9 protein-coding genes, 2 tRNA genes and 2 rRNA genes are annotated in these 14108 nt (G+C 59.8%); 7 read left to right on the top strand and 6 right to left on the bottom strand.

Annotation, left to right across the window (positions count from 1 at the left end; translation table 11 throughout):
* The first annotated feature begins 50 nt into the window (after positions 1–50).
* A complete protein-coding gene (apaG, locus tag L0U80_RS13245; RefSeq protein ID WP_233864765.1) occupies positions 51–425 on the top strand; it encodes a Co2+/Mg2+ efflux facilitator ApaG/CorD in 375 nt (124 codons plus the stop codon).
* Between the two features lie 24 nt (positions 426–449).
* Here the strand turns inward: apaG and L0U80_RS31970 are convergent, their stop codons facing one another.
* Positions 450–590: a hypothetical protein gene (locus L0U80_RS31970; protein WP_505879481.1), complete on the bottom strand. Its 141-nt coding sequence runs from the start codon at positions 588–590 to the stop codon at positions 450–452.
* On the opposite strand from L0U80_RS31970, the gene mltA reads away from it, so the two are divergent.
* Complete coding sequence (gene mltA / locus L0U80_RS13240) at positions 556–1803, top strand: murein transglycosylase A (protein WP_505879479.1); 1248 nt, start codon at positions 556–558, stop codon at positions 1801–1803. The two genes, L0U80_RS31970 and mltA, sit on opposite strands and share 35 nt — an antisense overlap.
* A 72-nt stretch (positions 1804–1875) precedes the next feature.
* Here mltA and paaK read toward each other — a convergent pair whose 3' ends face one another.
* The 5 genes from paaK to paaN form a co-directional block, all read right to left on the bottom strand.
* Positions 1876–3174 (bottom strand): phenylacetate--CoA ligase PaaK, encoded by a 1299-nt coding sequence (paaK, locus tag L0U80_RS13235; protein WP_233864760.1) that lies wholly within the window; start codon positions 3172–3174, stop codon positions 1876–1878.
* A gap of 62 nt (positions 3175–3236) precedes the next feature.
* Complete coding sequence (gene paaI, locus L0U80_RS13230) at positions 3237–3710, bottom strand: hydroxyphenylacetyl-CoA thioesterase PaaI (protein ID WP_233864758.1); 474 nt, start codon at positions 3708–3710, stop codon at positions 3237–3239.
* Position 3711: 1 nt separating this feature from the next.
* The gene (paaG, locus tag L0U80_RS13225; RefSeq protein WP_233864756.1) at positions 3712–4503 is read right to left on the bottom strand and encodes a 2-(1,2-epoxy-1,2-dihydrophenyl)acetyl-CoA isomerase PaaG; all 792 of its coding nucleotides are present in this window, start codon (positions 4501–4503) and stop codon (positions 3712–3714) included.
* A gap of 169 nt (positions 4504–4672) precedes the next feature.
* Positions 4673–5875 (bottom strand): 3-oxoadipyl-CoA thiolase, encoded by a 1203-nt coding sequence (gene pcaF / locus L0U80_RS13220; protein ID WP_233864754.1) that lies wholly within the window; start codon positions 5873–5875, stop codon positions 4673–4675.
* Between the two features lie 96 nt (positions 5876–5971).
* A complete protein-coding gene (paaN, locus tag L0U80_RS13215) occupies positions 5972–7672 on the bottom strand; it encodes a phenylacetic acid degradation protein PaaN (RefSeq protein WP_233864752.1) in 1701 nt (566 codons plus the stop codon).
* A 143-nt stretch (positions 7673–7815) separates the two neighbouring features.
* On the opposite strand from paaN, the gene L0U80_RS13210 reads away from it, so the two are divergent.
* The 5 genes from L0U80_RS13210 (at position 7816) to L0U80_RS13190 (ending at position 14078) form a co-directional block, all read left to right on the top strand.
* Entirely contained in the window at positions 7816–8592 is a 777-nt protein-coding gene (locus tag L0U80_RS13210; protein WP_233865935.1) for an enoyl-CoA hydratase, read from the top strand.
* A gap of 507 nt (positions 8593–9099) precedes the next feature.
* Positions 9100–10630, top strand: a 16S ribosomal RNA gene (locus tag L0U80_RS13205).
* Positions 10631–10696: 66 nt separating this feature from the next.
* Positions 10697–10773: transfer RNA gene (locus tag L0U80_RS13200), tRNA-Ile, on the top strand.
* A 46-nt stretch (positions 10774–10819) separates the two neighbouring features.
* Positions 10820–10895, top strand: a tRNA-Ala gene (locus L0U80_RS13195).
* A gap of 302 nt (positions 10896–11197) precedes the next feature.
* A 23S ribosomal RNA gene (locus tag L0U80_RS13190) occupies positions 11198–14078 on the top strand.
* The 16S and 23S rRNA genes sit together here with 2 tRNA genes alongside, the layout of an rRNA operon.
* The last annotated feature ends 30 nt before the right edge of the window (positions 14079–14108 follow it).

Genomic DNA, 14108 nt, shown 5'->3' with positions numbered 1-14108 from the left:
GGCGGACTTCACGGCGCGCGCAGCCTCCCGCTTTATCGACCGGAAACAGGATGAGCCAGTACCAGTTCAGCGTGACGTCGCAGGTGCGTTATCTGCCTGAAGAATCCGAGCCGGACCGCCGGCAGTACGCGTTTGCCTACACACTGACCATCCGCAATACCGGACAAGTCAGCGCACAACTGATCGCGCGCCATTGGGTCATCACCGATAGCGAGAGCCACGTGCAGGAAGTGAAGGGGCTTGGCGTGGTCGGGCATCAGCCGTTGCTCAAGCCCGGCGAGCAGTTCGAGTACACGAGCTGGGCGGTGATCGCGACGCCCGTCGGCACGATGCGCGGCGAGTACTTCTGCGTTGCGGAGGATGGCGAGCGCTTCGAGGCGCCTGTTCCGGAGTTCGTCTTGCGCATGCCGCGCACACTGCATTGAACCGTAGCGCGCTGATGCAGTCTGCTAGTCCTGACGCCGGTCGTGCGTGGAGCGCTTCTTTCTGCCGGATGCGGTCCACACAACGATGAAAACCAACAGGAATAGTGCGAGCAACGCTTCCAGACCAAACATGAGCATCGGATATTCGTCGAGCAGATCAGACATGGTGGCATCCATCGAGAGCACACAGTGTAGGCGCGTTTCGGGGGATGTTATCAGTGCTCCCGATGCGCTGGGGCCGTGCACCGGGTGGCTGCGTGGTCAGGGTTGGGGCCGCGTCGGTGGATGGATCGGCGCCGTTTCGCTGGCGGCATTGCTTGCCGCATGTGGCGGCACGAACTACGTGCGCAATGCCCCACCGACCGGCGCGCCGTCCATTCCGTCGCAGATCGCCGCGCAACGCCTCACACTGGTCGCCTGGAAACAGGTGCCGGGCTGGCAGGACGATTCGCTGATCGGTGTGACCAGTGCACTGCGAGCAAACTGCGCGCGACTTGCCAGCGACACACGCTGGCAGCGCGCATGCACCGCGGCCTCGCAACTCGACGATCTCGACGCCACGAGCGCCCGCACTTTCTTCGAGACCTATTTCACCCCGTATCAGTTCGCCAATAACGATGGCACGCTCGACGGCCTCGTGACCGGCTACTACGAGCCGCTGCTGCGCGGCGCGCGCGCGCGCCACGGTATCTATCAGACGGCGCTTTATCGCTGGCCTGCCGGATCGCGCGCGGGCGCTGCGTTGCCGCCGCGCGCGCAACTCGAGCGCTCGGGTGTGCTGAATGGCAATGAACTCGTCTGGGTCGACGATCCGATCGAAGCGTTCTTCCTGCAGGTGCAGGGTTCCGGGCGCATCGTGAAGGAAGACGGCAGCGTGATGCGTGTTGGCTTCGGCGGGACCAACAATCAGCCGTACCGGTCGATCGGAAAATGGCTGCTCGATCGTGGCGAACTCACACCCGCGCAGGCAACGATGCAGGGCATCAAGGCCTGGGCGCGCGCGAATCCGACTCGCGTGGACGCACTGCTAGACACGAACCCGCGCTTCGTCTTTTTCCGCGAAATGCCGGGGTCCGAGGGGACGCCGAAGGGTGGTGCAGATGGTCCGGTCGGCGCACTTGGTGTGCCGCTTACGGCGGAGCGATCGATTGCGGTGGACCCATCGTCGATTCCGCTCGGTACGCCCGTTTTCCTGCAGACCACGCGGCCGCTTACGAACACACCGCTTAACCGCCTCGTGTTCGCGCAGGACACGGGTTCGGCGATCAAGGGTGGTGTGCGCGCGGACTACTTCTGGGGCCTCGGCGACGATGCCGGCGATCTCGCCGGCAAGATGAAACAGGGCGGCCGCATGTGGCTGCTGTTCCCGAATTCCTGAGTGCCGGAAGTTCGATCAATAAAAAAGCCGGCGAATGCCGGCTTTTTTATTACGTGTGCTGCGCGGTAGCGCTTATTTGTTGCGCTTGTCGATAACGCGGCGCGCCTTGCCCACCGATCGCTCGATGCTGTTGAGATCCAGCACGTTGACGATTGCCGTCACACCGATCAGCGCCTTAATGTCGTACGCAAGCGCCTTGCGCGCCAGTTCGAGCGCGTGGCCGTCGGTCGCGCTCTCGGGCGACGGCTCGAGATTGAGCGTCATCACGTCCAGAGGGCCTTCCTTCGTCAGGATGATCTGGTAGTGCGGCGAGAGCACGGGCTGCTTGAGCAGCAGTTCCTCGATTTGCGTCGGGAACACGTTCACGCCGCGAATGATCATCATGTCGTCCGAGCGGCCCGTGATCTTCTCCATGCGACGCATGGTGCGTGCGGTGCCGGGCAACAGACGCGTGAGGTCACGCGTGCGGTAACGGATGATCGGCAGTGCTTCCTTCGTGAGCGACGTGAACACCAGTTCACCGAATTCGCCGTCGGGCAGGACTTCGCCGGTCTCCGGGTTGATGATCTCGGGGTAGAAGTGATCTTCCCAGATCGTCGGGCCATCCTTGGTTTCGGCGCACTCTGACGCGACGCCCGGACCCATGACTTCCGACAAGCCGTAGATGTCGACGGCCGTGATACCCATACGCTGCTCGATGGCCGCACGCATGTCGTTCGTCCACGGCTCGGCGCCGAAGATACCGATGCGCAGCGAGCTCGAGGCCGGATCCATGCCCTGACGCTCCATTTCGTCGGCGATCGAGAGCATGTAGCTCGGCGTCACCATGATGATGTCGGGACGGAAGTCCTGGATCAGTTGAACCTGCTTCTCGGTCTGGCCGCCGCCGAACGGGATCACGGTGAGACCGGCGCGCTCGGCGCCGTAGTGCGCGCCGAGGCCGCCCGTGAACAGGCCGTAGCCGTAGCTCACGTGGACCTTGTCGCCGCGGCGGGCGCCCGATGCGCGCACCGAGCGCGCGACGAGGTTGGCCCACGTGTCGATGTCGCGTGCGGTGTAGGCCACGACGGTCGGTTTGCCGGTCGTGCCCGACGACGCGTGAATGCGCGAGATCTGCTCCATCGGAACGGCGAACATCCCGAACGGATAGTTGTCACGCAGATCCTTCTTGGTCGTGAACGGGAAGCGCGCGAGATCGGAGAGCGACTGCACCTGCGACGGATGCACGCCCGCCTCGTCGAACTTGCGGCGATAGACCGGCGAATTCTCGTATGCGTGATTCAGCGACCATTTCAGGCGCTCGAGCTGAAGTGCCGCGAGTTCGTCGCGGCTCGCCTTTTCGATTGCCTCGAGGGGCAGCGTGGTGGTCATCGATGTCTCCTGGATCCTGGATGCCTGAATTGGTTGTGCTTGAGTGTTCGAGGGGTACCCGGTCACTCAGCAAGCGGAATGATGTTTCCGCGAATCTGTGCGGACTTGCCTCTGAACAGCGCGACGGTCTCGCCCGCGCGGTTCGTGACGGTAATGTCGTAGACGCCGTTGCGTCCTGAAAGGATCTGCTCGACGGCAGTGGCCGTCAGTGCTTCGTCGGGCTGGACTGGGCGCAGGAACTCGATTGAGCAGCCGGCCGCGACCGTGTTCACGTTGTACGAATTGCAGGCGTACGCGAACGCCGTATCGGCGAGCGTGAAAATCAGGCCGCCGTGACAGATCTGGTGACCGTTAAGGAACTCGGGCCGCACGGCCATGGAAAGGCGTGCGTAGCCGGCGCGGACTTCGAGCACTTCGATGCCGAGCGCACGTGCGCAGGCATCTGCTTCGTACATCGTTTGCGCGGTTGCCCGGGCGAGTTCGTCTGGTGTCATCGTGGCGGGCTGCATGCGTTGAGCGGACTGTTGCGCGGTCATATCAGCGGCCCTCGAAGCGCGGCGCGCGCTTTTCCATGAATGCCTGGACCCCTTCGGCGTAGTCGTACGAGTTGCCGAGTTCGCGCTGCAAATCGCGTTCGAGATCGAGTTGCTGGTCGAGCGTTTGCGTGACCGAGGCGCGCATGGCCTCGCGCGTGGCGACGATGGCACGCGTAGGTTGCTTCGCGAGTTGGGCTGCGAGTGCGGCGGCGGTTTGCGCGAGTTCGGCGTCGTCGGTCACTTGCCAGACGAGGCCCCAGCTTTCCGCTTTCTCGGCCGGGAGGCGCTCGCCCGTCATTGCGAGTCCGAGTGCACGCGCCATGCCGACACGCTTGGGCAGGAACCACGTTCCGCCCGAATCCGGCACGAGGCCGATCTTCACGAACGCCTGAATGAAACTGGCCGAGCGGGCGGCGAGCACAATATCGCATGCAAATGCGAGATTGGCTCCTGCCCCGGCAGCGGTGCCATTGACTGCGGCGATGACAGGCATGGGCAGCGCCTGCAGGCGCTTGACCAACGGATTGAAATGCTCTTCGATTAGCGCGCCGAGGTCGCTCATCGCGCCGGGCGTGAAGTCGAGGTCGGCAAGATCCTGACCAGCGCAGAAGGCGCGGCCGGCACCGGTCAACACCAGTGCACGCGCACCGGAGGCGACGACTTCGTCGAGCGCCGCTGCAAGTTCGCGGTGCATGGCGCGCGTGAAGCTGTTGAGCTTGTCCGGGCGGTTCAGCGTGATCGTTGCGACGCGCGTGACTGCGTCGGTCTCGACTCGGATCGCATCGTAGGGCATTGATTGTCTCCTTTTGTCGATGGGACTGGCGCTTTTGCGCCTCGTCCCATCCCATGCACGGCGGTCGGTCCGGGTTAGCGTTTTTGTGCTTCCCCGGACGCCATGCAACGCTGTCTCCAGCTACCGCCGAGCACTACGCCCGGCGGCTAGTCCGTACGGCGCGTCCGGGTCAGAGGCGCTCGATGGCGAGGGCGATACCCTGGCCAACGCCGATACACATCGTGCACAGCGCGTAACGTCCCTGGGTGCGCTCAAGCTGGTGGAGCGCCGTCGTCACGAGCCGCGCGCCCGATGCGCCCAGCGGGTGACCCAGCGCAATTGCGCCGCCGTTCGGGTTGACGCGAGCGTCGTCGTCCTTGAGGCCGAGTTGACGCAACACTGCCAGCCCTTGCGACGCGAATGCCTCGTTCAGTTCGATCACGTCGAACTGGTCGAGGGTCATGCCAAGTTGCTTGAGCAGCTTCTGTGTTGCGGGCGCAGGGCCGATGCCCATGATGCGCGGCGCAACGCCGGCCGTTGCCATGCCGAGCACACGGGCGCGACGGCGCAGCCCGTACTGGCTGGCGGCCGCATCGCTCGCGATGAGGAGCGCGCAAGCGCCGTCGTTGACGCCCGACGCGTTGCCCGCGGTCACCGTACCGTCCGGACGCACAACGCCCTTGAGCTTGCCGAGCGCTTCGAGCGAAGTCTCGCGCGGGTGTTCGTCGAGCGTGACGCGGATCGGATCGCCCTTCTTCTGGGCGATTTCCACCGCCACGATTTCCTGCGCAAGCGTGCCGTCCTTCTGCGCGCGTGCCGCTTTCTGCTGGCTTCGCAGCGCGAATGCGTCTTGATCGGCACGGTTGATGCCGAATTCGTCCGCGACGTTCTCAGCCGTTTCCGGCATCGAGTCGATGCCGTACTCGCGCTTCATCAGCGGATTCACGAAGCGCCAGCCGATGGTCGTGTCGTAGATGCTGGCGTCGCGCGAGAACGCGGACGCAGCCTTGCCCATGACGAAAGGCGCGCGCGTCATGCTCTCCACGCCACCCGCGATCATGAGGTGTGCCTCGCCGGCCTTGATTGCGCGCGCGGCGCTGCCGACTGCGTCGAGGCCCGAGCCGCACAGGCGGTTGATCGTGCCGCCAGGTACGTCGGTTGGCAGGCCTGCGAGCAGTGCAGACATGCGTGCGACGTTGCGATTGTCCTCGCCGGCCTGGTTGGCGCAGCCATAAATGATGTCGTCAAGCGCTCGCCAGTCCACGCCCGGGTTGCGCTCGATGAGTGCGCGGATCGGCACGGCGCCGAGGTCGTCCGCGCGGACGTCTTTCAGTGCGCCGCCGTAGCGGCCGAACGGGGTGCGAATCGCGTCGCAGATATAGGCTTCGGTCATGGCAAATTCCTGGGCATGAGCGCGTAATCGCACTCATGCCGTTCATGCTAGGGGGACGGGGAGTCGGGCGCCATTCGGCTAAACGGCATACACCGTTCAGCCAGCTGCTACCGGCGCCGCTTTCGGTTCAACATGAACGCGGCTTTGAACCACACGGAAGCGGTTCGCCACGAATGCGGCATCGGCCAGCGCTGCGTTTGCGGCGGGGTTCGCTCCGGTGCCGTGGAAGTCGGAGAACGCCGCAGACTGGTTGACGAACACACCACCCGTCAGGTTGATCGAGAGTGCCACGCCGCCGGTGATCGCGGCTTCGTGGGCAGCTTCAACGATGGCGTCGTCAGTGCTGTACACGGAGAGCGTCAGTGCGCCGTGGTCACGGGCGATCGAGCCGGCGAGATCGAGCGACTGCGCGGTCGAATCGGTGGCAATAACAAACGAGATCGGACCGAACCATTCGCTTGTGAACGAGGCAGCGTCGCGAGCGGCGTCGAGTGACAACACGAGCGGCGTGCGCACGCGAGCCCCGGCGAACTGGGGATGTCCGAGCGTTTGGCTGTCGGCCAGCACGGGACCCAGTTTGCGCGCCTCGTCGATGCGCGTGGTGACGCTTGCGTTCTGGATTGCACCCAGCACCTCAACGGCGCGGGCCGGATCGGACACGAACTTCTGGACCGCGCCCGCAATGGCCTGCGCGACCGTCTCGAAGCTCACGTGGCCTTCAGCCGTGCGAATGCCGTCGCGCGGCACGTAAATGTTCTGCGGCGCGGTACACATCTGGCCCGAGTAGAGCGAGAGCGAGAATGCGATGTTGCGCGCGGCGGCCTTCAGGTCGTCCACGGAGTCGATGACGATCTGGTTGACGCCCGCTTTCTCCGTGTACACCTGCGCTTGATGCGCGTGCTGTTCGAGCCAGTTGCCGTTCTGCGTGCTTCCCGTGAAGTCGATCAGCTTGATTTCGGGACGCTGGGCAAGCGCCTGGACCAGCGCTCCGTCATTTGGATCGGTGGCGAGCAGCGTGACCACGTTCGGATCGAAGCCTGCTTCGCGCAGCACATCGCGCGCGATGCGCACGGTGATCGCGAGCGGCAGGATTGCGCCAGGGTGCGGCTTGACGATGACAGTGTTGCCGGTCGCGAGATCGGCAAAGATGCCCGGGTAGCCGTTCCAGGTCGGGAACGTGCAGCAGCCGAGCACGAGACCGGTTCCACGCGGCACGACCATGAAGCGCTTGTGCATGGCGAGCGGCGGGTTCTTTCCTTGCGGCTTTTCCCAATGTGCGTCGGCCGGGATGCGGCGTAACTGGTCCCATGCGTAGGTGACGGCTTCCAGCGCGCGATCCTGGGCGTGCGGGCCACCGGCCTGGAACGCCATCATGTACGCCTGGCCAGTGGTGTGCATCACGCTGTAGGCGATTTCGAAGCTCGCGCGGTTCAGGCGCTCGAGGATTTCGAGGCTGACGCCCACCCACGCTTGCGGACCCGCTGCGCGCCAGGCGCGTTGCGCCTTGTTCGCCGCGTCAATCAGTTGGTCCGGCGTCGACTTCGGATAGCGGACGTCGAGCGCAATGCCGAACGGCGACACTTCGCTACCGACGGTTTCGCCGGTAGTCGGCTGATCGAGTTCGAACGTGCGGTTCAGGTGCGCATTGAACGCTGCTTCACCGTCGGCACTTGCCGTTTCCCCGTACACTTTTGGGCTCGGCATTTCGGAAAACGGGCTCCAGTAGCCGCGGGTCTCAATGGCGGAAACCGCCTTTTGCAGCACGGCTTCGTGCTTGGCGAACAACGGATTTGTCATGGCGCAACGTAGATGCAACGAAGAGAATTGGATGGAACCCGTACCGATTAATTAACCGACCGGTTGGTTGGCTAATGTTAGCATTAGTCAAAGTTTGGTGTGAAAATTTTTTTAGGGACTTTTCTTACAGAGACGGAGGGCATATGGGATACGAAAACATTCTAGTGGAGACACGCGGCAAGGTCGGTTTGATCACGCTCAATCGGCCGAAGGCGCTGAATGCGCTCAACGACGCGCTGATGGACGAACTGGGCGCGGCGCTGAAAGCGTTCGACGCCGACGAGGGGATCGGCGCAATTGTTATCACGGGTAGTGAGAAGGCGTTCGCGGCTGGTGCGGACATCGGCATGATGGCGACTTACACCTTCATGGATGTCTATAAAGGTGAGTACATCACGCGCAACTGGGAGACGATTCGTTCGATTCGCAAGCCGATCATCGCTGCAGTCGCGGGCTTCGCACTGGGCGGTGGTTGTGAACTGGCGATGATGTGCGACATGATTTTTGCGGCCGGCACGGCAAAGTTCGGTCAGCCGGAAATCAAGCTTGGTGTGATTCCGGGCGCGGGTGGGACGCAGCGTTTGCCGCGTGCTGTATCGAAGGCGAAGGCGATGGATCTGTGCCTGACAGCGCGCATGATGGATTCGGCCGAGGCCGAACGCGCCGGTCTGGTGTCACGAGTGATCCCGACCGCCGATCTGCTGAATGAGGCCATCGCCGCGGCTACGACCATTTCCGAGTATTCGCTTCCGGCCGTGATGATGGCTAAGGAGTCGGTGAATCGCGCGTACGAGACGACGCTTGCCGAGGGAGTGCATTTCGAGCGCCGCATGTTCCACTCGCTGTTTGCGACGGAAGACCAGAAGGAAGGGATGGCGGCGTTCGTCGAGAAGCGCAAGCCGGCGTTCAAGAATAAATAGGCCCGCAGGCAGTGCCGCCGCCAGGTGAGGCCGACAGAAAATTTTTCTCTGCCCCCCCTTGCGCGGTGGCGGGTGGGGGCGGTAAGATTCGCCCCCTTCGCAGTTCAGCCGCAGTGGTTCAGGCGTGCTGGCAGCGGGGTCCGCCGCGGAAACCGGCGGGCGCGGGAGTCGACGGTGAAGCAGCGGTAGCGCGAAAAAAACTGTTGACGAAGCGAAAAAGATTCTTCATAATCTCGTTTCTCTGCTGCTGACGCAGCGACGCAGGAAACGCCGGGTAGTGAGTGGTTTAACGGCGCTTTCGCGAACGATCTTTAAAAATTTACAGCCGATAAGTGTGGGCGCTTGATGTGCTGACGCGGCTCATCCGGTTCTTCGGAGCGGGGTGGGAGTAGCGAAAGTATCAAGAGTCTCACACTAAAGTAAGTCAGGTTTTTGAATTTATTCAGAACCTGTCAGCTTTGAGTGAGCGACCTGTCCCGAGAGGGACAGAAACAAGTAACAGGTATTGAACTGAAGAGTTTGATCCTGGCTCAGATTGAACGCTGGCGGCATGCCTTACACATGCAAGTCGAACGGCAGCACGGACTTCGGTCTGGTGGCGAGTGGCGAACGGGTGAGTAATACATCGGAACATGTCCAGTAGTGGGGGATAGCCCGGCGAAAGCCGGATTAATACCGCATACGATCTATGGATGAAAGCGGGGGATCGCAAGACCTCGCGCTATTGGGGTGGCCGATGGCGGATTAGCTAGTTGGTGGGGTAAAGGCCTACCAAGGCGACGATCCGTAGCTGGTCTGAGAGGACGACCAGCCACACTGGGACTGAGACACGGCCCAGACTCCTACGGGAGGCAGCAGTGGGGAATTTTGGACAATGGGGGCAACCCTGATCCAGCAATGCCGCGTGTGTGAAGAAGGCCTTCGGGTTGTAAAGCACTTTTGTCCGGGAAGAAATCCCCTGAGCTAATACCTCGGGGGGATGACGGTACCGGAAGAATAAGCACCGGCTAACTACGTGCCAGCAGCCGCGGTAATACGTAGGGTGCAAGCGTTAATCGGAATTACTGGGCGTAAAGCGTGCGCAGGCGGTGATGTAAGACCGATGTGAAATCCCCGGGCTTAACCTGGGAACTGCATTGGTGACTGCATCGCTCGAGTATGGCAGAGGGGGGTAGAATTCCACGTGTAGCAGTGAAATGCGTAGAGATGTGGAGGAATACCGATGGCGAAGGCAGCCCCCTGGGTCAATACTGACGCTCATGCACGAAAGCGTGGGGAGCAAACAGGATTAGATACCCTGGTAGTCCACGCCCTAAACGATGTCAACTGGTTGTCGGGCCTTCATTGGCTTGGTAACGTAGCTAACGCGTGAAGTTGACCGCCTGGGGAGTACGGTCGCAAGATTAAAACTCAAAGGAATTGACGGGGACCCGCACAAGCGGTGGATGATGTGGATTAATTCGATGCAACGCGAAAAACCTTACCTACCCTTGACATGTACGGAATCCTGCTGAGAGGCGGGAGTGCCCGAAAGGGAGCCGTAACACAGGTGCTGCATGGCTGTCGTCAGCTCGTGTCGTGAGATGTTGGGTTAAGTCCCGCAACGAGCGCAACCCTTGTCCCTAGTTGCTACGCAAGAGCACTCCAGGGAGACTGCCGGTGACAAACCGGAGGAAGGTGGGGATGACGTCAAGTCCTCATGGCCCTTATGGGTAGGGCTTCACACGTCATACAATGGTCGGAACAGAGGGTTGCCAAGCCGCGAGGTGGAGCCAATCCCAGAAAACCGATCGTAGTCCGGATCGCAGTCTGCAACTCGACTGCGTGAAGCTGGAATCGCTAGTAATCGCGGATCAGCATGCCGCGGTGAATACGTTCCCGGGTCTTGTACACACCGCCCGTCACACCATGGGAGTGGGTTTTGCCAGAAGTGGCTAGTCTAACCGCAAGGAGGACGGTCACCACGGCAGGATTCATGACTGGGGTGAAGTCGTAACAAGGTAGCCGTATCGGAAGGTGCGGCTGGATCACCTCCTTTCCAGAGCTCATCGCTTCAGCGCGTTGAAGCGCTCACACTTGTCGGCTGTAAAGAAGACAGACTCAGGGGTCTGTAGCTCAGTCGGTTAGAGCACCGTCTTGATAAGGCGGGGGTCGATGGTTCGAATCCATCCAGACCCACCACTTTGTCTGCATAAGGCGAAAGCGGATCCCTCGAGTATGTATGACTGGGGGATTAGCTCAGCTGGGAGAGCACCTGCTTTGCAAGCAGGGGGTCGTCGGTTCGATCCCGTCATCCTCCACCAATCCTCAATGCTCAGTGTCCGGTACACACCGGATATTTAGCATTGGCGATTGAGCCAGTCAGGGCGATGTGAGTAAAAACCATATCGGCTGTCGTTCTTTAACAATCAGGAAGAAGTAGTAAAGAGATTCATCCAAAACACACTTAGAGATGGGTGTGGAGTAGGTGAATCAGGGTTGTGATTGTATCGATGTATTTTTAAGTTCCTCGAAAGAGGGCTTTGGAATACGGCACAACGCTAAAACTCAACCTGTAGCGAGTGTGATCAACGCGGGAAACTGCGAAGAGACATACCCGTTATAGGGTCAAGCGAACAAGTGCATGTGGTGGATGCCTTGGCGATCACAGGCGATGAAGGACGCGGTAGCCTGCGAAAAGCTCCGGGGAGCTGGCAAACAAGCTTTGATCCGGAGATGTCCGAATGGGGAAACCCACTCCTTATGGAGTATCCGTAGCTGAATACATAGGCTACGTGAAGCGAACGCGGTGAACTGAAACATCTAAGTAACCGCAGGAAAAGAAATCAACCGAGATTCCCAAAGTAGTGGCGAGCGAAATGGGAAGAGCCTGTACTCTTTATCTGAACTGTTAGCCGAACGCTCTGGAAAGTGCGGCCATAGCGGGTGATAGCCCCGTAGGCGAAAACAGATTGGAAGAACTAGGTGTACGACAAGTAGGGCGGGACACGTGAAATCCTGTCTGAAGATGGGGGGACCATCCTCCAAGGCTAAATACTCGTGATCGACCGATAGTGAACCAGTACCGTGAGGGAAAGGCGAAAAGAACCCCGGGAGGGGAGTGAAATAGATCCTGAAACCGCATGCATACAAACAGTCGGAGCCTCGCAAGGGGTGACGGCGTACCTTTTGTATAATGGGTCAGCGACTTACATTCAGTGGCGAGCTTAACCGAATAGGGCAGGCGTAGCGAAAGCGAGTCCGAACAGGGCGTCCAGTCGCTGGGTGTAGACCCGAAACCAGGTGATCTATCCATGGCCAGGTTGAAGGCACGGTAACACGTGCTGGAGGACCGAACCCACTAACGTTGAAAAGTTAGGGGATGAGCTGTGGATAGGGGTGAAAGGCTAAACAAACCTGGAAATAGCTGGTTCTCTCCGAAAACTATTTAGGTAGTGCCTCGTGTATCACCTTCGGGGGTAGAGCACTGTCATGGTTGAAGGGTCCATTGCGGATTACTTCGCCATAGCAAACTCCGAATACCGAAGAGTGCAATCACGGGAGACAGACATCGGGTGCTAACGTCCGGTGTCAAGAGGGAAACAACCCAGACCGCCAGCTAAGGTCCCTAAATATTGCTAAGTGGGAAACGAAGTGGGAAGGCTAAAACAGTCAGGAGGTTGGCTTAGAAGCAGCCACCCTTTAAAGAAAGCGTAATAGCTCACTGATCGAGTCGTCCTGCGCGGAAGATGTAACGGGGCTAAGCAATATACCGAAGCTGCGGATGCGAGCTAGTCTCGCATGGTAGGAGAGCGTTCCGTAAGCCTGCGAAGGTGCACTGTAAGGTGTGCTGGAGGTATCGGAAGTGCGAATGCTGACATGAGTAGCGATAAAGGGGGTGAAAGGCCCCCTCGCCGTAAGCCCAAGGTTTCCTACGCAACGTTCATCGGCGTAGGGTGAGTCGGCCCCTAAGGCGAGGCAGAAATGCGTAGCTGATGGGAAGCAGGTCAATATTCCTGCACCATTGTTGAATGCGATGGGGGGACGGATCGCGGAAGGTTGTCCGGGTGTTGGAAGTCCCGGTCCTTGCATTGGAGAAGGCGCTTTGGCAAATCCGGGCGCGGAATTCAAGGGTGTGAGGCCATCCACTTAGGTGGAGAAGCAACTGGAAGTGGTTCCAAGAAAAGCCTCTAAGCTTCAGTTCAACAGTGACCGTACCGCAAACCGACACAGGTGGGCGAGATGAGTATTCTAAGGCGCTTGAGAGAACTCGGGAGAAGGAACTCGGCAAATTGGTACCGTAACTTCGGGATAAGGTACGCCCCTGTAGCTTGACTGGCCTGCGCCAGAAGGGTGAAGGGGTTGCAATAAACTGGTGGCTGCGACTGTTTAATAAAAACACAGCACTCTGCAAACACGAAAGTGGACGTATAGGGTGTGACGCCTGCCCGGTGCCGGAAGATTAAATGATGGGGTGCAAGCTCTTGATTGAAGTCCCGGTAAACGGCGGCCGTAACTATAACGGTCCTAAGGTAGCGAAATTCCTTGTCGGGTAAGTTCCGACCTGCACGAATGGCGTAACGATGGCCACACTGTCTCCTCCCGAGACTCAGCGAAGTTGAAGTGTTTGTGATGATGCAATCTCCCCGCGGCTAGACGGAAAGACCCCATGAACCTTTACTGTAGCTTTGCATTGGACTTTGAACCGGTTTGTGTAGGATAGGTGGGAGGCTGTGAAGCGGGAACGCTAGTTTCCGTGGAGCCGTCCTTGAAATACCACCCTGATCTGTTTGAGGTTCTAACCTTGGTCCGTGATCCGGATCGGGGACAGTGCATGGTAGGCAGTTTGACTGGGGCGGTCTCCTCCCAAAGGGTAACGGAGGAGTACGAAGGTACGCTAGGTACGGTCGGAAATCGTGCTGATAGTGCAATGGCATAAGCGTGCTTGACTGCGAGACTGACAAGTCGAGCAGGTGCGAAAGCAGGTCATAGTGATCCGGTGGTTCTGTATGGAAGGGCCATCGCTCAACGGATAAAAGGTACTCTGGGGATAACAGGCTGATACCGCCCAAGAGTTCATATCGACGGCGGTGTTTGGCACCTCGATGTCGGCTCATCTCATCCTGGGGCTGTAGCCGGTCCCAAGGGTATGGCTGTTCGCCATTTAAAGAGGTACGTGAGCTGGGTTTAAAACGTCGTGAGACAGTTTGGTCCCTATCTGCCGTGGGCGCTGGAAGTTTGAGGGGGCCTGCTCCTAGTACGAGAGGACCGGAGTGGACGAACCTCTGGTGTACCGGTTGTGACGCCAGTCGCATCGCCGGGTAGCTATGTTCGGAAGAGATAACCGCTGAAAGCATCTAAGCGGGAAACTCGCCTCAAGATGAGACTTCCCCGGGGACTTGATCCCCTTGAAGGGTCGTTCGAGACCAGGACGTTGATAGGTCAGGTGTGGAAGCGCAGTAATGCGTTAAGCTAACTGATACTAATTGCCCGTAAGGCTTGATCCTATAACAGGTATGCCTCCCTCCCCCGATGGA

The organism is Paraburkholderia adhaesiva, from assembly GCF_021390575.1.
Taxonomy (GTDB): domain Bacteria; phylum Pseudomonadota; class Gammaproteobacteria; order Burkholderiales; family Burkholderiaceae; genus Paraburkholderia; species Paraburkholderia adhaesiva.
The sequence above is the reverse complement of the archived record's forward strand: the minus strand, read 5'-3'. Positions and strand labels throughout refer to the sequence as shown.